Source organism: Verticiella sediminum, from assembly GCF_007558815.1.
Lineage (GTDB): Bacteria > Pseudomonadota > Gammaproteobacteria > Burkholderiales > Burkholderiaceae_B > Verticiella > Verticiella sediminum.
The window spans coordinates 1-21,915 of sequence record NZ_VLTJ01000027.1; the positions used below are offsets into that span (position 1 = coordinate 1).

16 protein-coding genes and 1 pseudogene are annotated in these 21,915 nt (G+C 68.8%); 10 read left to right on the forward strand and 7 right to left on the reverse strand.

Annotation, left to right across the window (positions count from 1 at the left end):
- On the reverse strand, positions 1-694 hold a 694-nt coding region (locus FOZ76_RS13605; protein ID WP_170235438.1), incomplete at its 3' end, for a FecR domain-containing protein.
- A gap of 37 nt (positions 695-731) precedes the next feature.
- Entirely contained in the window at positions 732-1,247 is a 516-nt protein-coding gene (locus tag FOZ76_RS13610) for a sigma-70 family RNA polymerase sigma factor (protein WP_143948821.1), read from the reverse strand.
- 225 nt (positions 1,248-1,472) lie between these two features.
- Between FOZ76_RS13610 and FOZ76_RS13615 the strand changes: the two genes are divergently transcribed.
- From FOZ76_RS13615 to FOZ76_RS13645, 7 genes are all read left to right on the forward strand, one after another.
- Positions 1,473-2,651, forward strand: a complete 1,179-nt coding sequence (locus FOZ76_RS13615; protein ID WP_143948822.1) for an isovaleryl-CoA dehydrogenase — start codon at positions 1,473-1,475, stop codon at positions 2,649-2,651.
- Between the two features lie 61 nt (positions 2,652-2,712).
- A complete protein-coding gene (gene aceK, locus FOZ76_RS13620) occupies positions 2,713-4,548 on the forward strand; it encodes a bifunctional isocitrate dehydrogenase kinase/phosphatase (protein WP_143948823.1) in 1,836 nt (611 codons plus the stop codon).
- An 82-nt stretch (positions 4,549-4,630) separates the two neighbouring features.
- Positions 4,631-5,812 carry an acetyl-CoA C-acyltransferase gene (locus tag FOZ76_RS13625; RefSeq protein ID WP_143948824.1) on the forward strand — a complete coding sequence of 394 codons (1,182 nt, stop codon included), beginning with the start codon at positions 4,631-4,633 and terminating at the stop codon, positions 5,810-5,812.
- Between the two features lie 125 nt (positions 5,813-5,937).
- Complete coding sequence (locus FOZ76_RS13630; protein ID WP_143948825.1) at positions 5,938-7,545, forward strand: carboxyl transferase domain-containing protein; 1,608 nt, start codon at positions 5,938-5,940, stop codon at positions 7,543-7,545.
- A gap of 63 nt (positions 7,546-7,608) precedes the next feature.
- Positions 7,609-9,612, forward strand: a complete 2,004-nt coding sequence (locus FOZ76_RS13635; RefSeq protein ID WP_143948826.1) for an acetyl/propionyl/methylcrotonyl-CoA carboxylase subunit alpha — start codon at positions 7,609-7,611, stop codon at positions 9,610-9,612.
- Between the two features lie 220 nt (positions 9,613-9,832).
- Positions 9,833-10,291 carry a Smg family protein gene (locus tag FOZ76_RS13640; protein WP_143948827.1) on the forward strand — a complete coding sequence of 153 codons (459 nt, stop codon included), beginning with the start codon at positions 9,833-9,835 and terminating at the stop codon, positions 10,289-10,291.
- 296 nt (positions 10,292-10,587) lie between these two features.
- The gene (locus FOZ76_RS13645; RefSeq protein ID WP_143948828.1) at positions 10,588-13,197 is read left to right on the forward strand and encodes a DNA topoisomerase III; all 2,610 of its coding nucleotides are present in this window, start codon (positions 10,588-10,590) and stop codon (positions 13,195-13,197) included.
- A gap of 60 nt (positions 13,198-13,257) precedes the next feature.
- Here FOZ76_RS13645 and FOZ76_RS13650 read toward each other — a convergent pair whose 3' ends face one another.
- Both FOZ76_RS13650 and FOZ76_RS13655 read right to left on the reverse strand, forming a co-directional pair.
- On the reverse strand, positions 13,258-13,731 hold the full coding sequence (locus FOZ76_RS13650; RefSeq protein WP_143948829.1) for an aromatic-ring-hydroxylating dioxygenase subunit beta: 474 nt from the start codon (positions 13,729-13,731) through the stop codon (positions 13,258-13,260).
- Positions 13,732-13,734: 3 nt separating this feature from the next.
- Positions 13,735-14,985 (reverse strand): aromatic ring-hydroxylating dioxygenase subunit alpha, encoded by a 1,251-nt coding sequence (locus FOZ76_RS13655; RefSeq protein WP_143948830.1) that lies wholly within the window; start codon positions 14,983-14,985, stop codon positions 13,735-13,737.
- Between the two features lie 196 nt (positions 14,986-15,181).
- Between FOZ76_RS13655 and FOZ76_RS13660 the strand changes: the two genes are divergently transcribed.
- Both FOZ76_RS13660 and FOZ76_RS27960 read left to right on the forward strand, forming a co-directional pair.
- A complete protein-coding gene (locus FOZ76_RS13660) occupies positions 15,182-16,078 on the forward strand; it encodes a LysR family transcriptional regulator (RefSeq protein ID WP_143948831.1) in 897 nt (298 codons plus the stop codon).
- Between the two features lie 70 nt (positions 16,079-16,148).
- A pseudogene (locus FOZ76_RS27960) lies at positions 16,149-16,649 on the forward strand (SET domain-containing protein); the annotation flags it as partial.
- Positions 16,650-17,016: 367 nt separating this feature from the next.
- On the opposite strand, the gene FOZ76_RS13670 reads toward FOZ76_RS27960, so the two are convergent.
- Positions 17,017-18,552: a CoA-acylating methylmalonate-semialdehyde dehydrogenase gene (locus FOZ76_RS13670; RefSeq protein ID WP_143948832.1), complete on the reverse strand. Its 1,536-nt coding sequence runs from the start codon at positions 18,550-18,552 to the stop codon at positions 17,017-17,019.
- Between the two features lie 122 nt (positions 18,553-18,674).
- Here FOZ76_RS13670 and FOZ76_RS13675 point away from each other — a divergent pair, with 122 nt between their 5' ends.
- A complete protein-coding gene (locus FOZ76_RS13675; protein ID WP_143948833.1) occupies positions 18,675-19,598 on the forward strand; it encodes a LysR family transcriptional regulator in 924 nt (307 codons plus the stop codon).
- A gap of 147 nt (positions 19,599-19,745) precedes the next feature.
- Here FOZ76_RS13675 and FOZ76_RS13680 read toward each other — a convergent pair whose 3' ends face one another.
- Positions 19,746-20,912, reverse strand: coding sequence for an acyl-CoA dehydrogenase family protein (locus FOZ76_RS13680; protein WP_143948834.1), 1,167 nt, complete (start codon positions 20,910-20,912; stop codon positions 19,746-19,748).
- Positions 20,913-21,118: 206 nt separating this feature from the next.
- Complete coding sequence (locus FOZ76_RS13685) at positions 21,119-21,829, reverse strand: FadR/GntR family transcriptional regulator (RefSeq protein ID WP_143948835.1); 711 nt, start codon at positions 21,827-21,829, stop codon at positions 21,119-21,121.
- Positions 21,830-21,915: the final 86 nt, after the last annotated feature.

Sequence of the window (21,915 nt, forward strand, 5' to 3'; positions counted from 1 at the left end):
GAATGCGCTCCGGCGCGAGCGGCTCGGCACGCACCGCAACGGCCCCCTCGTACACGGCCAGCGAAATACCTTCTGCGGCATCGTCGCGCACGCTGAAGCGAGTGCCCAAGGCTCGCAGCCGGCCTTGCGCAGTCTCTACCAGAAAGGGCGGCGCGCCCGCCGGTGCCGGGGCCGTCTGCACCAGAATCTGCCCCGCACGCAGGTACACCACGCGCCGTCCCGCTCCGAAATCCAGGTCCACCGCAGATGCGGTGTTGAGCCAGAGTTCGGAACCATCCGGCAGCGCCAGGCGGCGAATCTCGCCGGTGGCGGTGTGCTGATCGGCCTGCCACCAGGCCAGGCTGCGCCGGGCCGGGCTGTCCGGGCGCAGGGACCAGGCCGCCGTGGCGCCCGTCAGCGCAGCCACGCCCAGCAGCGCCGCCCGGCGCGCCGGCATGCGCGGGCGACGCAATGCGGCATCGGCGGCCGCAGCGCCTTCGCCACGCAAGGGGGCGAGACGCGCGCCGACGGCGGCGATCTGTGTCCAGGCCGCCCGGTGCGCCGGATCGGCCTCGATCCAGGCGTGCCAGCGCGCGTGTTCGTCCTGGGTCGCCTGCCCATCGCGCAGCCGGGCAAACCAGTCCGCGGCGTCGCGCAGCGCCCGCGCGCTGGCGTCAATTTGCGGCCCGCTGCGGGTGGACGAGCGCGAACTCACCGGGCACTCCTGGCCGCGGGTGCAGGCACCACCGGCATCATTCGGCCCGCGCCTGCCACGCTGTGCAGGCAAGCAGCGCGCGCGCCACGTGGTTGCGCACCGTGCGCTCGGACACGCCCAGGCGCGCGGCGATCTCGCGATCCGGCAACTCGTGCACCATGGCGAGCAGAAACGCATCCGCCGCACGGTGAGGCAGGCGGCGCAACAGCGCGTCGAGCTGGTAGAGGGTTTCGAGCACGGTGGCGCAGACCTCGGCCGACGGCACGTGCGCGGCAGGCTGCGCGGCCAGGGCATCCAGCCAAGCCTGCTCGATCTGCCGACGCCGCCAGAGATCCGTGCACAGGCCACGCGCCATGGTGCTCAGGTAGGCCCGCGTACCTTCATGGGAGTCGAAGCTGCGCGGCTTGATGAGCAGGCGTACGAACACATCGTGCGCCAGGTCGGCGGCATCGGCGGTGCACCTGAGCTTGCGGCGCAGCAACGCGTACAGCCAGCCATGGTGATCGTGATAGAGGGTGCGCGCATCCTGCGGTGCCGGCCCCATGTTCGACATTCGTCCTCTCCGTGTGCGCGGCCGGGAAAGCGCCGACCCGTCGGACACTCTCTTGAAAATGAGTTTGATTCGTATTAGTAGTGTATCAAAGCACGCCCGTGGCCAACCGCCTGCTCCCGCATCTCGCCATTCCCTATTGATCGCCCAAACCTGCCTGTGCTCAAATTGACGTTTACGTAAACGTCAACACGCAGGCAGAACACGCCCAACCGCCAGGAGACCCGCATGCAAGCCCCCGGTATCGACTTCGATCTTGGTTCGGACATCGACATGCTGCGCGACGCGGTGCGCCAGTTCGCGGAACGCGAAATCGCGCCCCGGGCCGCCGAGATCGACCGCACCGACCAGTTCCCCATGGATCTATGGCGCAAGTTCGGCGAGCTGGGCGTGCTCGGCATCACCGTCGGCGAAGAATACGGCGGCGCCAACCTGGGCTACCTCGCGCACATGGTGGCGATGGAGGAGATCTCGCGCGCCAGCGCCTCGGTGGCGCTTTCGTACGGCGCGCACTCCAACCTGTGCGTGAACCAGATCAACCGCAACGGCAGCGAAGCCCAGAAGCGCCGATACCTGCCCAAGCTCATCAGCGGCGAACACATCGGCGCGCTGGCCATGAGCGAGCCGAACGCGGGCTCGGACGTGGTCAGCATGAAGCTGCGCGCCGAGCTGCGCGGCGAGCGCTACGTGCTCAACGGTACCAAGATGTGGATCACCAACGGCCCGGACGCCGACACACTGGTGGTGTACGCCAAGACCGACCCCGAGGCGGGCGCGCGCGGCATGACCGCCTTCATCGTCGAGAAGAGCTTTCCGGGCTTCTCGGTGGCGCAGAAGCTCGACAAGCTGGGCATGCGCGGCAGCCACACGGGCGAGCTCGTGTTCCGCGACTGCGAAGTGCCGGTCGAGAACGTGCTCGGCCGCGAGGGGGAGGGCGTGAAGGTGCTGATGAGCGGCCTGGACTACGAGCGGGCGGTGCTGGCCGGCGGCCCGGTCGGCATCATCCAGGCGGCGCTGGACGTGGTCATGCCCTACGTGCACGAGCGCAAGCAGTTCAACCAGTCGATCGGCGAGTTCCAGTTGATCCAGGCCAAGGTGGCCGATCTCTACACCACGCTGCAGGCCTGCCGCGCCTACTGCTATGCGGTAGGGCGCAACCTGGACCGCCTCGGCAGCGCGCACGTGCGCCAGGTGCGCAAGGACTGCGCGGCGGTCATCCTGTACTGCGCCGAGCGCGCCACCTGGGCCGCCGGCGAGTCGATCCAGATCCTCGGCGGCAACGGCTATATCAATGAATACCCTAGCGGGCGCCTCTGGCGCGATGCCAAGCTCTACGAAATCGGTGCCGGCACCAGCGAAATCCGGCGTATGCTGATCGGCCGCGAGTTGTATTCGGAGACTGCGTGAAGCCATGATGCTCGCGGGCGCCATGGCACCAACGGTTGCACGCGGCAAAGGAAGCTGCTTCATGAATCTGCCGGTCACGTCCGGGGATGTGCGCACGGTCGCTCCCCCGCCCCCCGCCGCACCCGATCCGCGCCGGATCGCCGAGGCCATCCTGGCGGGCTTCGATCGCCACTATGCGCTGTTCCGCTACTGCGCGCAGCGCGCCAAGACGCTGTTCGAGAACGGCGACTGGCGCGGCATCCAGCGCCTGAACCGCGACCGCATCGAGTACTACGATGCGCGCGTGCGCGAATGCGTCGCGCGGCTGGAGCGCGCGTTTCACGCCGGCGCGCTGCCCGACAGGGTCTGGCAGCAGGTCAAGCAGGAATACCTGCCCCTGCTCGCCGACCACCTGCAGCCCGAATGCGCCGAGACGTTCTTCAACTCGGTGTCGTGCAAGATCCTGCGCCGCGAATACTTCAACAACGACTTCATCTTCGTACGGCCGGCGGTGGCCGCCGATTTCCTGGATTCGGCCCGTCCGTCCTACCGCGCCTACTATCCGCGCGGCCTGGGGCTGCGCCGCGCCGTCACGCAGATGCTGGCCGACTTCGGCCTGGCCGCGCCCTACGAGGATCTGCCGCGCGACGTGCGCCGGCTGATCGCGGCCGGGCTGCGCGAGATGCGCCTGCATGCGTCGCCGCGCATCGGCGGCTTCCAGATCGAGCCCGACCTGCAGATCCAGGTGCTCTCGACCCTGTTCTTTCGCAACAAGGGCGCCTACGCGGTCGGGCGCATCATCAACGCCAATACCATCTATCCCTTCGCCATCCCGCTGCTGCGCAGCGCGGCGGGCGAGATCTACGCCGACACGCTGCTGTTCTCGGCCGACGATCTGGCCACCCTGTTCAGCTTCACGCGCGCGTACTTCCTGGTCGACATGGACGCGCCTTCGGCCTACGTGAGCTTTCTGCGCACGCTGCTGCCCAACAAGCCCAAGGCCGAGCTCTACACCATGATCGGCCTGCAGAAGCAGGGCAAGACGCTCTTCTATCGCGACTTCCTCGATCACCTGAAGCACTCGCAGGACCGCTTCGTCATCGCCCCCGGCATCAAGGGCATGGTGATGAGCGTGTTCACCCTGCCCTCCTATCCCTACGTGTTCAAGGTGATCAAGGACCGCATCGCCAAGGACGGCATGACGCGCGAGACGGTCAAGCGCAAGTACCAGCTCGTGAAGATGCACGACCGCATAGGCCGCATGGCCGATACCTGGGAATACTCGCAGGTGGCGCTGCCGCGCGAGCGCTTCGACGAGGCCGTGATCGACGAACTCAAGGCGCTCGCCCCCAGCCTGCTCGAAGAGCATGACGGCACCATCGTCATCCGCCACGTCTACATCGAGCGACGCATGACGCCGCTCAACCTCTTTCTCCAGCGCGCCTCGCCCATGCAGCTACGCCATGGCGTACGCGAGTACGGCAACGCCATCCGCGAGCTGGCCGCAGCCAACATCTTTCCCGGCGACATGCTGTTCAAGAACTTCGGCGTCACGCGCCTGGGCCGCATCGTGTTCTACGATTACGACGAGATCCAGCCGATGACGGAGATGCATTTTCGGCGCATCCCGCCCGCGCCCAACGAGGAGGCCGAAATGTCCAGCGAACCTTGGTACGCGATCGGTCCGAACGATGTGTTTCCCGAGGAATTCCGGCATTTCCTGCTGGGCGATCCGCGCGTGCGCGAGATCTTTCTGGCCAGCCATGCGGAGCTGCTCGACGCCGACTGGTGGGAGCGCTGCCGCGCGGGCGCCCAGCGCGGCCGCATCGAAGACATCTTCCCCTACGACCCGGCCAAGCGCTTCGCCGCCAACGACGCGCTGCTCGCGCCTGCGGGCGGCGAAGCAGGCCAGACGTAGGATGTGCAACGACAGAACCCGCGGCGGGCGCAGCGCCCCGCCGCCTTTCACTACCCCCGACGTGTCCTAGAAGGAGACTCTCATGTCCGATCCCATCGTCATCGTTTCGGCAGCCCGCACGCCCATGGGCGGCATGCTGGGCAGCCTCTCTTCGCTGGCCGCCCACGAGCTGGGCTCGGCAGCCATCAAGGCTGCGCTCGAGCGGGCCGGCATCGCCGGCGACGCCGTCGACGAAGTCATCATGGGCAACGTGCTGCAGGCCGGGCAGGGCCAGGCCCCGGCCCGCCAGGCCGCGCTCGGCGCCGGCCTGCCCCGCAGCGTGGCGTGCTCCACGCTGCACAAGGTCTGCGGTTCCGGCCTGAAGGCGGCCATGCTGGCCAACGACCTGCTCATCGCCGGCAGCGGCGAGGTGTTCGTCGCCGGCGGCCAGGAAAGCATGAGCAACGCGCCCTACCTCCTGTTGCGCGGGCGCCAGGGCTATCGCTACGGCCATTCCACGGTCTATGACCACATGGCCCTCGACGGGCTGGAAGACGCCTACGACAAGGGCAAGGCCATGGGCGTGTTCGCCGAGGACACCGCCGCCAAGTTCGGCTTCACGCGCGAGCAGCAGGATGCCTTCGCCATCGAGTCGCTGCGCCGGGCCAGGACCGCGGTCGAGGACGGCAGCTTCGACTGGGAAGTCACCCCGGTCAAGGTGGCCGGCCGCAAGGGCGATACCGAGGTCGCCTCCGACGAAGCGCCCTTCAAGGCCGATCCGACCAAGATCCCCAACCTCAGGCCCGCCTTCAAGAAGGACGGCACGGTCACTGCCGCCACCTCGTCGTCGATTTCCGACGGCGCCGCGGCGCTGGTCATGATGCGCGCCTCGACCGCCGAGCGCCTGGGCGTCAAGCCGCTGGCGCGCGTGGTCGGCCACACCCAGCACTCGCAGGAAGCGCCCTGGTTCACCACGGCGCCGGTCAAGGCCATGTCCAAGCTCTTCGACAAGACGGGCTGGAACGCGGGCGAGGTCGATCTCTACGAGATCAACGAAGCCTTCGCGGTGGTGACCATGGCGGCCATGCAGGAGCACAAGCTGCCGCACGAGAAAGTCAACGTGCATGGCGGCGCCTGCGCCCTGGGCCACCCCATCGGCGCGTCGGGCGCACGCATCCTCGTGACCCTGCTCGGCGCGCTGCGCCAGCGCGGCGGCAAGCGCGGCGTGGCCACGCTGTGCATCGGCGGCGGCGAGGCCGTGGCCATGGCGGTCGAGCTGGTCTGAGGCCGGCTACGCACTAGGCGGGCCCCCCGGGGCCGCGCACGCCGCGGCCCCGCCCTCCAGCCGGGGGGCATCCCCGCCGCTGCGGTGTGCGGGGCCAGAAGAACCATCACGGGAGACCAGGTTTCATGTCGATCATCGAATCGCGCATCGATACGCGATCCGACGCGTACGCCACCAATGCCAGCGCCATGCGCCGGGAGGTCGAGGCCTTGCGCGCACTGCTGGAAAGCACGGCGCAAGGCGGTGGCGCCGCGGCTGCGGCCAAGCACACGGCGCGCGGCAAACTGCTCCCGCGCGAACGCATCCGGCGGCTGCTCGATCCGGGCAGCGCCTTCCTGGAACTGTCGCCGCTGGCCGCGCACGGCATGTACGACGGCGAAGCGCCAGCAGCCGGCATCATCACCGGCATCGGGCGCGTCAACGGCAAGGAATGCGTCATCGTCTGCAACGACGCCACGGTCAAGGGCGGTACGTATTACCCGATGACCGTGAAGAAGCACCTGCGCGCGCAGGAGATCGCGCAGCAGAACCGGCTTGCCTGCATCTACCTGGTCGACTCGGGCGGCGCCAACCTGCCGCGCCAGGACGAGGTGTTTCCCGACCGCGAGCACTTCGGCCGCATCTTCTACAACCAGGCCAACATGTCCGCCGAGGGCATCGCCCAGCTCGCGGTGGTGATGGGCTCGTGCACCGCCGGCGGCGCCTACGTGCCGGCCATGAGCGACGAATCCATCATCGTGCGCGACCAGGGCACGATCTTCCTGGGCGGCCCGCCACTGGTGAAGGCGGCCACCGGCGAAGTGGTCAGCGCCGAAGACCTGGGCGGCGGCGACGTGCACACCCGGCTCTCGGGCGTGGCCGACCATCTCGCCGCCAACGACGCCCACGCCCTGCAGCTCGCGCGCGACGCGGTGGCGCGGCTCAACCTCACCAAACCCGCCCAGCTCGCGCTGCGCGAGCCCCTGCCGCCGCGCTACGACCCGGCCGAGCTGCACGGCATCGTCCCGGCCGACACGCGCAAGCCCTACGACGTGCGCGAAGTGATCGCGCGCATCGTCGACGATTCGGCGTTCGAGGAGTTCAAGGCCCGCTACGGCGCCACCCTGGTCACCGGCTTCGCCCACCTGCACGGCATGCCGGTGGGCATCATCGCCAACAACGGCATCCTGTTCTCGGAATCGGCGCAGAAGGGCGCGCACTTCATCGAGCTGTGCTGCCAGCGGCGCATTCCGCTCGTCTTCCTGCAGAACATCACCGGCTTCATGGTGGGCCGCAAGTACGAGAACGAGGGCATCGCGCGGCACGGCGCCAAGCTCGTCACCGCGGTGGCGACCGCGCGCGTACCCAAGCTCACCGTCATCATCGGCGGCTCGTTCGGCGCCGGCAACTACGGCATGTGCGGGCGCGCCTACAGCCCCCGCTTTCTCTACATGTGGCCCAATGCGCGCATCTCGGTCATGGGCGGCGAGCAGGCCGCCACAGTGCTCGCCACCGTCAGGCGCGACGGCATGAGCGCGCGCGGGGAAGAATGGAGCGACGAGGCCGAGGAAGCCTTCAAGGCGCCGATCCGGGCCCAGTACGATCGCGAAGGCCATCCGTACTACGCCACCGCGCGCCTGTGGGATGACGGCATCATCGACCCAGCCGACACCCGCCGCGTGCTTGCGCTCTCGCTGTCGGCGGCGCTGAACGCGCCGATTCCGGAGACGCGCTTCGGGGTGTTCCGCATGTAGCGGCCGCCAGCCCGGCCCTCAAACACCCTGCAAGCCAGACAGACCCTGCACCGGAGACAACCCATGTTCCACACCCTGCTGATCGCCAACCGCGGCGAGATTGCCTGCCGCGTGGCCGCCACTGCGCGGCGCCTGGGCATCCGCACGGTCGCGGTCTATTCGGACGCCGACGCCGGCGCCCGCCACGTCGCGGCCTGCGACGAGGCCGTACGCATCGGCGGGCCCGCCGCGCGCGACAGCTACCTGCGCGCCGACGCCGTGCTCGACGCGGCCCGGCGCACCGGCGCGCAAGCCATCCACCCCGGCTACGGATTTCTTTCCGAGAACGAAGCCTTCGCCCGCGCCTGCGCCGACGCGGGCATCGTGTTCGTCGGCCCCCCCGCGTCGGCGATCGCGGCCATGGGCAGCAAGTCGGCCGCCAAGGCCCTGATGGAGCGCGCCGGCGTCCCGCTGGTGCCCGGCTACCACGGCGACACGCAGGAAGCCGAGTTCCTCCACGCGCGCGCCGACGAGATCGGCTACCCGGTGCTCATCAAGGCCAGCGCGGGCGGCGGCGGCAAGGGCATGCGCGTGGTCGAGAGCAGCACGGCCTTCACCGGTGCACTGGCCTCGTGCCGCCGCGAGGCAGCGGCCAGCTTCGGCGACGACCAAGTGCTGATCGAGCGCTATCTGCAGAAACCCCGCCACATCGAAATCCAGGTCTTCGCGGACACGCAGGGCAACTGCCTCTACCTGTTCGAGCGCGACTGCTCGGTGCAGCGTCGCCACCAGAAGGTGATCGAGGAAGCGCCCGCCCCCGGGATGACCGGGGAGCGCCGCCGCGCCATGGGCGAGGCCGCGGTCGCCGCGGCGCGCGCGGTCGGCTACGTGGGAGCCGGCACCGTGGAGTTCATCGCCGAGCCGGACGGCCGCTTCTATTTCATGGAGATGAATACCCGGCTCCAGGTGGAGCACCCGGTCACCGAGATGGTCTGCGGCCACGACCTGGTCGAGTGGCAACTGCGGGTGGCAGCGGGCGAGCCGCTGCCCTGCGGCCAGGAGGCGCTGCGCCTGCACGGCCACGCCATCGAAGCGCGCATCTATGCGGAGAATGCCGACAAGGGCTTTTTGCCCTCGGTCGGGCGGCTGCAGCACCTGCGCCTGCCTGCGCACGTCGCCTTCACGGTGGGCGCAGACGCGGGCGAGCCCGCCGCCGTGCGGGTGGACGGCGGGGTGCGCGCGGGCGATGCGATCACGCCCTACTACGACCCGATGATCGCCAAGCTCATCGTCTGGGGCCGCGACCGCGACGAGGCGCGCCGGCGCATGCGTCAGGCGCTCGGCCAGACCGAGATCGCCGGCGTGCACACCAACGTCGCCTTCCTCGCCCGGCTGATGGACGACGAGGCCTTCGCCCAGGCCGACCTGGACACCGGCCTCATCGAACGCCGCAAGGCCAGCCTGCAGCCGCGTCCGGCGCCCGCTCCCTCCGTGGCCCTGGCGCTGGGCGCGGCCGGCCTGCTGCGCCAGCAGGCCCGCGCCGCGGCGTGCTCGCCGGACCCCTGGGACATTGCCGACGACTGGCGGCCGGGCGGCGCAGCGTCCCGGGTGCTGGAACTGATCGATCAGGGCGATACCCGCCGCATCCAGGTGGACGCGGCCGGCCTGCGCCTGGACGAGCAGCCGGCCACGCCCTTCGCCTGGCTCGCCGACGATCCCGCCTGCGCCACGGTGCGCGTGACGCTGGGCGGACAGACGGCCAGCGGCACCGTCCTCGTGGGCCAGACGGGCATCACCGTGTTCCACGATGCCCGCCGCTACACGTTCAGCCTGCCCGACCCGGCAGCCGGCGCCAACGAGGCCGCCGGCGCCGGCCACCTGGCAGCGCCGATGCCCGGCAAGATCATCGCCGTGCATGCCAACCCGGGCGACACCGTCAAGGCCGGGCAGGCGCTGGTCGTCATGGAAGCCATGAAAATGGAGCACACCATCACCGCGCCGGCCGCCGGCAAGGTGGCGGCCGTACGCTATGCCCCCGGCGACCAGGTGGCCGAAGGCGCCGAACTGATCGAACTCACCCTGGGCTGAAACCCGCGGCCCGGCGCCGCGGCGCCGCCCCTGCCCCGGCAGGCTCGCCGGCCCGCGCGCGCCTGCCGGGGCAGGGCATGGGCATTGCGAAAAGTTTCTGCCCGCCATGCGCGGATACCGCTCCCGCAGCAGAGCGCGCGGCCAGCCGTTGCAGACCGTCGACAGGCGCAAACCGGCTTCGGGATTCTGGTACAGTAGTCTCACCTACCAGTGCGCGCTCATGTTCGATATCCTCGTTTATCTCTTCGACAATTACCACGCGCCCGAAGCCTGTCCCGATGCGGAAGCTCTGGCGCGGCGTCTGGCCGCTGCGGGTTTCGAGCACGAAGACATCGACGATGCCTTGTCCTGGCTCTCCGGCCTGGCCGAGTCCACCCAGCAGTGCGTCGACATGTCCCGCATGCCGTGCTCCGGCGCCCGCGTCTACGCGGAAGCCGAATACCAATTGCTGGGTACGGAAGCCATCGGCTTCATCGCCTTTCTCGAAGGCGCCGGCATCCTGTCGGCGCCGCTGCGCGAGATCGTGATCGACCGCGCCCTGGCGCTGGGCGAGGCGCCGGTGCCGCTCGAGAAACTGCGCATCGCCGTGCTCATGGTGCTCTGGAGCCAGGAGGCCGACATCGACAATCTCGTGCTCGAAGAACTGCTCGAGGATGGGGCCACCCGCCGCTTGCATTGAAACGGCCACTATCGTCGCCACCTTTACAGCGCCGCGCTCCGCGCGGCGCTGTGCTTTTCGGCCGTGCTTGCGCGCGGCCATCGCCGTAACGGTCCGAAACTTGCAAGCGGGCCGCCCGACGGTGCCGCAGGGCGCGCATGATGCGCGGCTCGACACCGGCGCCGAAGGCGGTTCCGGGGTCCGATGCCGGTGACATACTGTCACCGACTTGCATGGCAAGAATGCTGCCCCGTATGATGCCGGGGCATCCGACCGCGCCCCTTCGGGGCGCGGTGCTGTATGGAACTTGGAAATCGATGGGAAAGACACTCATAATCGCCGAGAAGCCGTCCGTGGCGCTCGACATCTCGCGGGCCCTGGGCGGGTTCAAGCGCGAAGGGGAGTACTTCGAGAGCGATCAGTACGTGCTGTCGTCCAGCGTTGGGCACCTGCTGACGCTGGTCGCGCCCAACGATCCTGTCAAGGGCAAGTGGAGCTTCACCCACCTGCCCGTCATTCCGCCGGAATTCGCTCTCGGCCCGGCCGACAAGCGCTCCGAGGAGCGCCTCAGGCTTCTGGTCAGGCTGATCAAGCGCAAGGACGTCGACGCCATCATCAACGCCTGTGACGCGGGCCGCGAGGGCGAGCTGATCTTCCGCTACATCCTGCAGTTCTCGGGCGCGAAGAAACCGGTACAACGCCTGTGGCTGCAGTCCATGACCCAGCAGGCCATCCGCGACGCCTTCGCCAGCCTGCGCACCGACGACACGATGAAGCCACTGGAAGCCGCCGCGCGCTCGCGCGCCGAGGCGGACTGGCTGGTCGGCATCAACGGCACGCGCGCCATGACGGCCTTCAACAGCAAGGACGGCGGCTTCTTCAAGACGCCCGTGGGCCGCGTGCAGACGCCCACTCTGGCGATCGTCAACGAGCGTGAGGAGCGCATCCGCCATTTCGTCTCGCGCGACTACTGGGAAGTGCGCGCGCAGTTCGTGGCCGCGGCCGGCTTCTACGAGGGCAAGTGGTTCGATCCGGCGCACAAGCGCGACGAACGCGATCCGGAAAAGCGCGATACGCGCCTCTGGAGCAAGGCCGCCGCCGAATCGGTCGTGGTCGCCTGCCGCGACCAGCCGGGCAGCGTCAGCGAAGAATCGAAGCCTTCGACCCAGCTCTCGCCCCTGCTCTATGACCTGACCAGCCTGCAGCGCGAGGCCAACTCGCGCTTCGGCTTTTCGGCCAAGACCACGCTGGCGCTGGCGCAGGCGCTGTACGAACGCCACAAGGCGCTGACCTACCCGCGGACGGATTCGCGCTACCTGCCCGAGGACTACGTCGGCACCGTGCGCGACACCATGGGCATGCTCGCGGCCGACGACAGCGGCAGCACCAGGGCGTTCGCCCCCTTCGCCCGCCAGGTGCGCGAAAGCGGCTGGATCAAGCCCAATCGCCGCATCTTCGACAACCGCAAGGTGTCGGACCACTTCGCCATCATTCCGACGCTGCAGGCGCCGCGCGAACTCTCGGACGCCGAGGGCAAGCTCTACGATCTCGTCGTGCGCCGCTTCCTGGCCGTGTTCTTCCCGGCTGCCGAATACCGCATCACCACCCGCATCACCGAGGTGGCCGGCCATCGCTTCCGTACCGAAGGCAAGGTTCTGGTGAACCCGGGCTGGCTGGCCGTGTACGGCCGTGCCGTCCAGGGCGAGGAAGCCACGCTCACCGCGGTCGCCGAGGGCGAGACCGTGCGCACCGAGGAGATCGAGGCCGTCGGCCTGGCGACCAAGCCGCCGGCGCGCTACTCCGAAGCCACCCTGCTCTCGGCCATGGAAGGCGCGGGCAAGCTGGTCGAGGACGAGGAGCTGCGCGAGGCCATGTCCGCGCGCGGCCTGGGCACGCCGGCCACGCGCGCCGGCATCATCGAAGGGCTCATCAACGAACAGTACCTGCGCCGCGAGGGTCGCGAACTGGTGCCGACCGCCAAGGCCCGCCAGCTCATGACCCTGCTGTCGGGGCTGGACGTGGACGAACTCACCTCGCCCGAACTCACCGGCGAATGGGAGTACAAACTCTCGCAGATCGAGCAGGGCCAACTGGCGCGCGAAGCCTTCATGCGCGAGATCGCCCAGATGACGCAGGTGATCGTCAAGCGGGCCAAGGAATACGATCGGGACACCGTACCCGGCGACTACGTCACGCTCAAAACACCCTGCCCCAAGTGCGGCAACGTGGTGAAGGAGAACTACCGGCGCTATGCGTGCACGGTGTGCGACTTCTCCATCAGCAAGCACCCCGGCGGGCGCACCTTCGAGCCGGCCGAAGTCGAGGAGCTGATCGAGAAGCGCACCATCGGCCCGCTCAATGGCTTCATCAGCAAGATGGGCCGGCCGTTCTCGGCAATCCTGCGCATCACCGACGACTACAAGCTCGAGTTCGATTTCGGCCAGGCCGACGAGGACGACAACGAACCGGTGGATTTCAGCGGCCAGACCGCGCTCGGCCCCTGCCCCAAGTGCAATGGCCAGGTCTACGAGCACGGCATGAGCTACGTGTGCGAACACTCGGTCGGGCCGAACAAGCACTGCGACTTCCGTTCGGGCAAGGTCATCCTGCAGCAGGAGATCACCCGCGAACAGATGGAAAAGCTGCTGCGCGACGGCAAGACCGACCTGCTCGACGGCTTCGTCTCCAGCCGCACGCGCCGCAAGTTCAAGGCGTTCCTGACCCGCCAGGCCGACGGCAAGATCGGCTTCGAGTTCGAGCCGCGCCCCGAGAAGCCGGGCCGCAAGACGGCGGCCAAGAGCGCGGCCAAGACGGCCGGCGCGGACGCTGCGGCCGCCCCTGCGAAGAAGGCGGCGAAGAAGGCCGCAGCCAAGAAGGCGGCAGCCAAGAAAGCCGTCAGGAAGGCGGTCAAGAAAGCCGCGGCCTGAGGCCGGGCGCGGCGGGGCCCGCCCGGGCCCCACGCGCCGACCTCAGCGCCAACAGCCCGCCTAGATCGGATAGATGATCGAGTTCGGCACGAGCTCCGTGTCGAACACGCAGCAGCGGCGCGCGTAGCGCAGGCCGTCGGGGGTCCGCACCACGCGGTCGTGGTAGCGGCCGACGTTGAAGACCGTGCTGGGGCCGTCGCGCTTGGTGCGGAACACGGCGTAGTTGGCCTCGCACACGAGCACGCCCTCGTCCTCGCGCACGATGCTCGGCGCCTCGACCACGTGGCGCTGGTAGTACGGGTCGTGGAACAGGGTCTCGCGGATGCCATAGGCGCGGTCGCGCAGCATGTCCTTGCTGAGGAACCACATCGTCGCCAGCGGCAGGCCGCGCTCGTGGTTCTCGCGCGGCTGCAGCTTGTATTCGCAGTCGTCCACGAACAGCTCGACCCAGGCGTCCCAGTCCCCAGCATCCACCGCGGTCGTGTAGGCAGCGTACAGCCGCTGCACGGCCAGCCAGTCCTCGATGCTCGTCATGGCTCAGACCTCCATCACGCGGCGCCAGTAGGCGTACATGGCGCGGATCAGCGTCTCGGTGACCATGTGCTCGGTCTCCTCCACGCCGGTGCCGCCCAGCTCGGCCAGGGCGCGATGAGACGGCTTCTGCGCGAAGCCGTCCTGGGAGAACTCGATCACCTCGCCGTCGTCGGCAGACACGAAGCCGGCCGGTCCGAAGAGATTGGCCTGGATCAGCCGGCGCTGCGTCATCTCCGGCGTGTCGTCCTCGAAACCGAAATGGGTCCAGACGAAATCGAATTCGCCATGGCCGCGCGGCTGGATGTGCCGGGTCGACACGCTGTTCACCTGCTGCTGGAAGATCACGCTCGGAAACACCGTCATCATCACCGCGGTCGGCCCGCCCCACCAGTCCTCGGGCACGATGTCGAGCAGGCGGGCATCGTTCATCTTCATGCCCTGCTTGAAGCTGGTCACGCCCTGCGTCACCTCGTTGGCGTTGCCGCTGTTGCCCCGGGTGGAGATCATGGCCGCGTGGCGGCCCTCGGCGTCCATGCGCAGCTCGGACTTGTTGTCGGCGCGCCAGAGCCCGTAGGTGATGAACCAGGTATGCAGCAGCCCGGGATGGTAAGGGTCCTTGATGTTCTCCTGCATCAGCTTCCAGTTGCCCGGGATGCGCTGGCGGCTGTAGCCGAGCAGGGTCAGCCGACGGCCATTGAAAAGACGGTCGAAGTAGCCGGTGATGCGCGGGCCCAGGAAGTCCGCCAGCGGCGGCACGTCGGGGTCGAACGAGGCGAAGACCACTCCGCCGCGCACGGCCACGGCGAGCTTGGTGAGCCCGTTCTGCGCCGGCTCGAAATCGGCCGGCATGCCGCCCACCATCAGCCCGTCCTGGCGCAGGCCTCGCCTGAAGGGTACGCCCTGCAGGTCGCCCTTCAGGGTGTAGCTCCATTGGTGGTACGGACAGACCAGCACCTTGCGGTTGCCGCTGCGCTCCCGACAGAACTGCATGCCGCGATGCGCGCAGACGTTCTCCACCACATGGATGCCGCCGTCCTTGTCGCGGGTCATGATGACCGAGCGCTCGCCGATCACGCTGCGCTTGAAGTCGCCCGGGTTCGGGATCTCGGCCTCCAGGCCCACATAGCACCAGTGGCCGCGGTAGAAGAAGCGCTCCAGCTCGCGCTGGTAGAGCCCGGGCTCGGTGTAGGCCCAGAAGGGTATCCGGCTGCTGCCGGGGTCGCGCCACTGCGGCGCGGCATCGGAATGTTCCATGCGCGTCTCCTGTCTCCACGGGTCGCCCCCGGCCCTTCACGCTTCGCATTCCTGGCCGCGCCTGCGCTTGCGAGACGACACGGGCCGCGAGGCCGGCGATGTCCGGTTGTCGTTATGTGTCCTCATTCTAGGTAAGCGGGCACAATTAATATACGGAACGTCGGCAATAGCCGATATCACGAATGGTGATCCGCGGATGGACCTCGAAGAGATCGATCTCAACCTGCTCCTCGTGCTGCACCACCTGCTCGATACGCGCAGTGTCTCGCGCACGGCGCAGCGCCTGGGCATCACTCAGCCCGGGGTGAGCAATGCCCTGAAGCGCCTGCGCACGATGCTCGAGGACGACGTCTTCGTGCGCACCGCCGACGGCATGCAGGCCACGCCCTACGCCCTGGAACTGGCCGCGCCCGTGCAGCGCGCGCTCGATGGCCTGCGCACTGCCCTGAGCCAGGGCAACCGCTTCGAGCCTGCGCACAGCCAGCGCGAATTCACCATCGCCATGTCGGATCTGGGCGAAGTCGCCCTGCTGCCGGCGCTGATGGAAGGGCTCGCCACCGCCGCGCCCGGCGTCGCCCTGCATACCGTGCGCAACGACGGAGCCGACCTCGCGGACGCCATGCAGTCCGGCCGCGTCGACCTGGCCCTGGGGCTCATCACCCATCTGCCCAAGGGCACTTTCCAGCGCCGCCTGTTCGCGCAGCGCTACGTCTGCCTGTATCGGCGCGGGCATGCCTTCGACGGCCGCAAGCCGAGCCTGCGCCGCTTCTTCGCGGCCGAGCACGTCACCGTGTCCCAGGGGGCGGGCCACGCCCGCGCTGACCGCATCATCGAGGCCGCCGGCACGCGGCGCGTGCGCCTGCGCGTACCGCACTTCGTCAGCGTCGCGCCGCTGGTGGCCGGCAGCGATCTGGTCGCCACCGTGCCCGAGCGCTACGCCCAGCGCCTGGCCGGCCCCTTCGGCCTGGCCTACTGCCCGCACCCCGTGGCCCTGCCCAGCGTGGACATCAATCTCTTCTGGCATGCCCGCTTTCATCGCGACCCGGCCAATCGCTGGCTGCGCGGCTTCGTGGTCGCGCACCTCGGTGAATAGCGCGGTACAGCCGGCTTTCGCATGCGACAATGCCGCGTTTCGCCCGCCAACCTTTTCCTCGCCCCTCCCGATGAGCCCAGCCGACAAACCCTGGCATGTCCTGCGCCGCTCGCGCGTGCACGGCACCGGCGTCTACGCCGCCCGCAAGATCCCCGCAGGCACCCGCATCTTCGAGTACCAGGGGGAGATCATCAGCCCGGACGAGGCCGACCGCCGGCATCCGGTGAACCCGGACGACCCCTTCCACACCTTCTTCTTCGCGCTCAGCAACGACACCGTGATCGACGGCAACGTCAACGGCAACGACTCGCGCTGGGTGAACCACTCCTGCGAACCCAACTGCGAAACCGAGGAGACCGACGATCACAAGGTGTACATCGTCGCGCTCGAGGACGTCGCGCGCGGCGATGAGCTCTTCTTCGACTACGGGCTGGTGCTGGACGAGCGCATCACCAAGACGGTGCGCGAGCAGTACCGCTGCCTCTGCGGCACCCCGTCGTGCCGAGGCACGATGCTGGCGTTGAAGCGCAAGCCGGCGCAGAAGACGGCGGTGCAAACGGTGGCCAAGGCCGAAAAGGCCGCGGCGAAGAAGACCTCCCGCGCCAAGAGCGAGCAGCCTGCGCAGAAGGCCGCCAAGAATGCAGCGAAGCAGGCTGCAAAGAAAGCGGGGCAGAAGGCTGCAAAGAAGGCCACCAAGCAGGCAGGCAAGAAGGCAGCGACGAAGGTCGGCGCTGCAAGCCGCTCCGACGTGTCTGGCCAGCCCGGCAAGAAGGCGGCCAAGCAGCCCGGCGCCGCGCGCAAGCTCGGTGCGAAGAAAGCGGTCGCCGGAGGCGGCACGAAGGCGGCGCATTCAAGGAAGGCGGTCTGACGTTCGGCGACGACGTCGAGCAAGCGGCCACAGCCCGGAAGGAGTGAGCGGCGCGGGGGCCGCCCGCCGTTCAGCTCGGGGTCGGCATGCTGAACGCGGAGCCGCCCCCCTTGTCCCCGCCCCAGCGCTGCATGATGCTCTTTTGCCGGGTGTAGAAGCGCACGCCCTCGTCGCCATAGACGTGCATGTCGCCGAACAGCGAACGCTTCCAGCCGCCGAAGCCGTGCCAGGCCAGCGGCACGGGAATCGGTACGTTGATCCCCACCATGCCGACTTCGATACGCCGGCTGAACTCGCGCGCAGTATTGCCGTCCTGGGTGAAGCAGCTCACGCCGTTGGCGTACTCGTGCCGGTTGACGAGATCCAGCGCCTCGCCCGCATCGGCCACCCGCACGCAACTCAGCACCGGCCCGAAGATCTCTTCGCGGTAGATGCGCATCTGCGGCGTGACGCGGTCGAACAGCGTGCCGCCCAGCCAGAAGCCGTGCCTGCCCCGCTCGCCGCCGACGGCGCTGCCGGGCTCGCGGCCATCGACGATGAGGTGCGCGCCTTCGGCGACCCCGGAATCGATGCAGTCCACGATACGCGCCCGCGCGGCAGCGCTCACGATCGGCCCCATCTCCGATTCGGCGGACATGCCGTCGCCCACCTTCAGCGCGCGCGTGCGGGCTTCGAGCAGGGGCATGATGCGCTCGCCCACGTCGCCCACCAACACGGCCACCGAAACAGCCATGCAGCGCTCGCCGGCGGAGCCGTAGGCGGCGCCGACGAGCGCGTCGGCAGCCTGTTCGAGGTCGGCATCGGGCATGACGACCAGGTGGTTCTTGGCGCCGCCCAGGGCCTGCACGCGCTTGCCGTGGCGCGCACCCGTCTCGTAGATATGCTGGGCCACCGGCGTCGAGCCCACGAAGGACACGGCCTTGATCTGCGGATGCCGGAGGATGGCCTCGACCGCATGGTGATCGCCCTGGACCACGTTAAAGACACCATCCGGCAGGCCCGCGGCCTTGAGCAGCCGGGCCAGCATGATCGAGGGCGTCGGATCGGTCGGGCTGGGCTTGAGGACGAAGGTGTTCCCGGTCGCCAACGCAATGGGGAACATCCACATCGGCACCATCACCGGAAAGTTGAACGGCGTGACGCCGGCGACCACGCCCAGTGGCTGGCGCAGCACCCAGTTGTCCATGCCGGGCGCGACCTGGTCGGAGAAGCCCGTCGTGAGCAGGCGCGGGATGCCGCAGGCGAACTCGACGATGTCGATGCCGCGCGCGACTTCGCCCTGGGCGTCGCTGAAGACCTTGCCATGCTCGGCAGTGATGGCGGCGGCCAGAGTGTCCTTGTGTTCGTTGAGAAGCTGCAGGAAACGGAACAGGATGCGCGCGCGGCGCACGGGCGGCATGTCGGCCCAGGCCGGCCCGACGGCCGCTGCGCAGGCCACGGCGGCATCGACGTCGGCCTGGGTGCCGAGCACCACGCACGAGGCCGCCACGCCTTGGGCCGGGTTGTAGACGTCGCGGGCTTCGGCCTGCGCGGGCACGACGTGCTCGCCGCCGATCCAGTGGCCGGTCACGGCGTCGGCGCCGTGCAGGTTCAAAGCGATGCTCATCGGGTAATCCTCTCGTCGGAGTTCCAAAGATCGCCCTAGTCTAGGCAGGCGGCCCGCAGCCGAGAAGACCAATTCCTGAACTTCAGTATTCAATATAATCAACAATCGAGACGGGAGACGGCATGGCGCTCGACCAGATTGCCCCCCTGGTGGGCGACATCTACCTGCTGACGGTGCTCGAGCAGACCGGCAGCTTCACGCAGACCGCGCAGCGGCTGGGCATATCCAAGGCGTCGGTGAGCATGCGCGTGCACGCGCTGGAGCGTGCCACCGGGCTGGCCCTGGTGCGGCGTACCACGCGCCAGGTCTCGCTCACCCAGGCTGGCCACGCGCTGGTCGCCGAGGCCAGCCCCGCCTTCGCCCGCATCGGCGCCTCACTGCTCGCCGTCAAGGACATGACCGGCACGCCGCGCGGCAACCTGCGCGTCACCGCGCCGGTCGCGCTGGGGCGCCAGCACCTCGCGCCGCTGCTCTCGGCGTTCCTCAGGAAGTACCCCGAGATCCGCATCGAGCTGGAGCTGGTCGATCGTCTCGTGAACATGCTCCACGAAGGCTTCGACCTGGCCATCCGGCATACCAGCGCGCCGCCCGAGACCTGCATCGCCTGGACACTGTGCGAGACGCGCTCGCGGCTCGTGGCGAGCCCCACCTACCTGCGAACGCGCGGCATGCCCACGCATCCGCACGAGCTGGCCGCGCACGACTGCGTGCTGTACTTCGGCGATCGCGCCACCGACCAATGGACCTTCCAGCGCGCCGGCGACGGCGAACCCATCACCATCGCGGTACAGGGCCGGCTGCGCGCGAACAACAGCGAGGTGCTGCGCGACGCGGTCCACGCCGGCCTGGGCATCGGCCTGCTGCCGGACTTCAGCCTGGCGAGCGGCGGCCGGCTGGTCACGCTGTTCCCCGACTGGACGGTCCAGGGCTACTTCGGGGCGCGGCTCTATGCCCTGCGGCCACGCTCGGCGCACGTGCCGGCGGCCGTGCGGCTGCTCGTGGACTACCTGCGCGAGCGTCTGGCCGCCGGCTTCGGCGCGGGCTGAGCGCCGCGCCTGCCGGCGGGTATCGGCCATGCCCTCCGCGCTGAGACAGCCGACACGCTGCAGGCCATCGCCAATCTGCACCACGACGCGACCCAGACTCTGCGCGAACGTCAGCTCGCGCAGGGCTGCGAGGACGTGCAGCCGCGCTCAGTACGACTTCGGCAGGCCGAGCACCTTCTCGGCGATGAAGCACAGGATGAGCTCGCGCGACACCGGGGCGATGCGCGGCAGCATCGCTTCGCGCAGGTAGCGCTCGACGTGGTACTCCTTGGCGTAGCCCATGCCGCCGTGCGTGAGCACGGCCGATTCGCAGGCGCGAAAGCCCGCTTCGGCGCACAGGAACTTGGCGGCATTGGCCTCGGCGCCGCAGGGGCGGCCCTGGTCGTACAGCCAGGCGGCTTTCTGGTACATGAGCGTGGCGGCCTCCAGTTCGATCCAGCGCTGCGCGAGCGGATGCTGGATGCCCTGGTTCTGCCCGATCGGGCGATCGAACACGATGCGCTCGCCGGCATACTGCGCTGCCTTGCGCAGGGCGGCGCGGCCCAGGCCCACGGCCTCGGCCGCGATCAACAGGCGCTCCGGGTTCATGCCGTGCAGGATGTACTCGAAGCCCTTGCCTTCCTCGCCGATGCGGTCCTCGACCGGGATCTCCAGGTTGTCGATGAAGAGCTGGTTGGAATCCACCGCCTTGCGGCCGAGCTTCTCGATTTCGCGCACCTCGACGCGGGCGCGGTCCAGCGTGGTGTAGAACAGGCTCAGGCCCAGCGTGGGCTTGGTCACTTCCTCCAGCGGGGTGGTGCGCGCGAGCAGCAGGATCTTGTCGGCCACCTGGGCGGTGGAGATCCACACCTTCTGGCCGTTGACGACGTAACGGTCGCCCTGGCGCACGGCCATGGTCTTGAGCCTGAGCGTATTCAGCCCGGTGTTGGGCTCGGTGACGCCGAAGCAGGCCTTCTCCTCGCCGCGGATGAGCGGCGGCAGCCAGCGCGCCTTCTGCTCCTGCGAGCCATACACCACCACCGGATGCAGGCCGAAGATGTTCATGTGCACCGCCGACGCACCCGACATCCCGGCGCCGGACTCCGAGATGGCCTCCATCATCAGCGCGGCCTCGGAGATGCCCAGCCCGGCACCGCCGTACTCGGTCGGCATGGCCACGCCCAGCCAGCCCGCCTGCGCCAGCGCGGCGTGAAAATCGTGCGCGAACTCGCCGCTGCGGTCGCGCGCCAGCCAGTAGTCGTCGTCGAAATCGCGGCACACGTCCTGGATGGCCGCACGGATCGCACGCTGGTCTTCGGTCAGATCGAAATTCATGCCTTGCCTTGCTCGAGAGGCCCGCAGCGCAGGGCGACCGCGGGGAAACCATGGGCCCGGCAGGTCTCGCTCGCCAGGCATCGGACACCCGATGCTAAACGGCGATCCGGGCTTCAGTCAATTATCAGACCATAGAATCGGACGATAGGATTTGCGGATCGTGCAGCGTGGCTGGGAGGGTTCGGTTGCGGGCGAGCAGCGCCCGCTTACTGGGCGAACAGTGGATCCAACTGCTGCGAATAGGCCATCACATGCCGCTGCATCCGCCGCTGCGCGGCATCGGCGTCGCCCGCTTCGATCGCCGCCAGCACGCTGCGATGCGCCCGCACCACCATGGCGCGGGTCTCGGCCGCGGCTACTTCCTCGACCTGGGTGGCCTCGTGGATGAGATGCGTGATCGACTGGATGAAGGCCTGCAGGATCTGGTTGTGCGACGCCTGCGCCACCGCCAGGTGCCAGCGCACGTTGGCCTCGAGAAAGCGCGGCAGCTCGTGCACGGCCGCCTCCATCGCCGCGGTGCTTGCGCGCAGCAGGGCCAGGTCCTCGTCCGTGCGATGCAGCGCCGCGTAGCGCGCCAGCATGGGCTCGATGGCTTCGCGCGCGGCGACGATCTCGTGCAGGCCGATGCGCCGCCCCCGCACGAACACGTTCACCTGATCGGCCAGGTGCTCGGCCGTGGGCCGGTTGGCCACCGTCCCGCCGTAGCGGCCCGGCCGGGTACGCACCAGCCCTTCGGTCTGCAGGATGCGCAAGGCCTCGCGCACCGAGCTGCGGCTCAGCCCCGTCTGCGCGACCAGCTCGCGCTCCACGGGCAAGGCCTCGCCATCGCGGAACTCGCCATCGAGTATGCGCTTGCGCAACTCGGCCGCGAGCAGGTCGCAGGACTTCGGCACCTGGATGCGGGTGAGGCTGGACATGCGGCTACCTTTGCGTGGAGGCGTCAGGGCCGGCGCCGAGCGGCGCTTGCGGCCCGCGCACAGCGAACGGCCAGTATAGCCACGGC

Coding starts and splice junctions, on each gene's coding strand:
- FOZ76_RS13610 (WP_143948821.1), bottom strand. CDS start 1,247: ATGTCGAACATGGGGCCGGCACCGCAGGATGCGCGCACCCTCTATCAC.
- FOZ76_RS13615 (WP_143948822.1), top strand. CDS start 1,473: ATGCAAGCCCCCGGTATCGACTTCGATCTTGGTTCGGACATCGACATG.
- aceK (WP_143948823.1), top strand. CDS start 2,713: ATGAATCTGCCGGTCACGTCCGGGGATGTGCGCACGGTCGCTCCCCCG.
- FOZ76_RS13625 (WP_143948824.1), top strand. CDS start 4,631: ATGTCCGATCCCATCGTCATCGTTTCGGCAGCCCGCACGCCCATGGGC.
- FOZ76_RS13630 (WP_143948825.1), top strand. CDS start 5,938: ATGTCGATCATCGAATCGCGCATCGATACGCGATCCGACGCGTACGCC.
- FOZ76_RS13635 (WP_143948826.1), top strand. CDS start 7,609: ATGTTCCACACCCTGCTGATCGCCAACCGCGGCGAGATTGCCTGCCGC.
- FOZ76_RS13640 (WP_143948827.1), top strand. CDS start 9,833: ATGTTCGATATCCTCGTTTATCTCTTCGACAATTACCACGCGCCCGAA.
- FOZ76_RS13645 (WP_143948828.1), top strand. CDS start 10,588: ATGGGAAAGACACTCATAATCGCCGAGAAGCCGTCCGTGGCGCTCGAC.
- FOZ76_RS13650 (WP_143948829.1), bottom strand. CDS start 13,731: ATGACGAGCATCGAGGACTGGCTGGCCGTGCAGCGGCTGTACGCTGCC.
- FOZ76_RS13655 (WP_143948830.1), bottom strand. CDS start 14,985: ATGGAACATTCCGATGCCGCGCCGCAGTGGCGCGACCCCGGCAGCAGC.
- FOZ76_RS13660 (WP_143948831.1), top strand. CDS start 15,182: ATGGACCTCGAAGAGATCGATCTCAACCTGCTCCTCGTGCTGCACCAC.
- FOZ76_RS13670 (WP_143948832.1), bottom strand. CDS start 18,552: ATGAGCATCGCTTTGAACCTGCACGGCGCCGACGCCGTGACCGGCCAC.
- FOZ76_RS13675 (WP_143948833.1), top strand. CDS start 18,675: ATGGCGCTCGACCAGATTGCCCCCCTGGTGGGCGACATCTACCTGCTG.
- FOZ76_RS13680 (WP_143948834.1), bottom strand. CDS start 20,912: ATGAATTTCGATCTGACCGAAGACCAGCGTGCGATCCGTGCGGCCATC.
- FOZ76_RS13685 (WP_143948835.1), bottom strand. CDS start 21,829: ATGTCCAGCCTCACCCGCATCCAGGTGCCGAAGTCCTGCGACCTGCTC.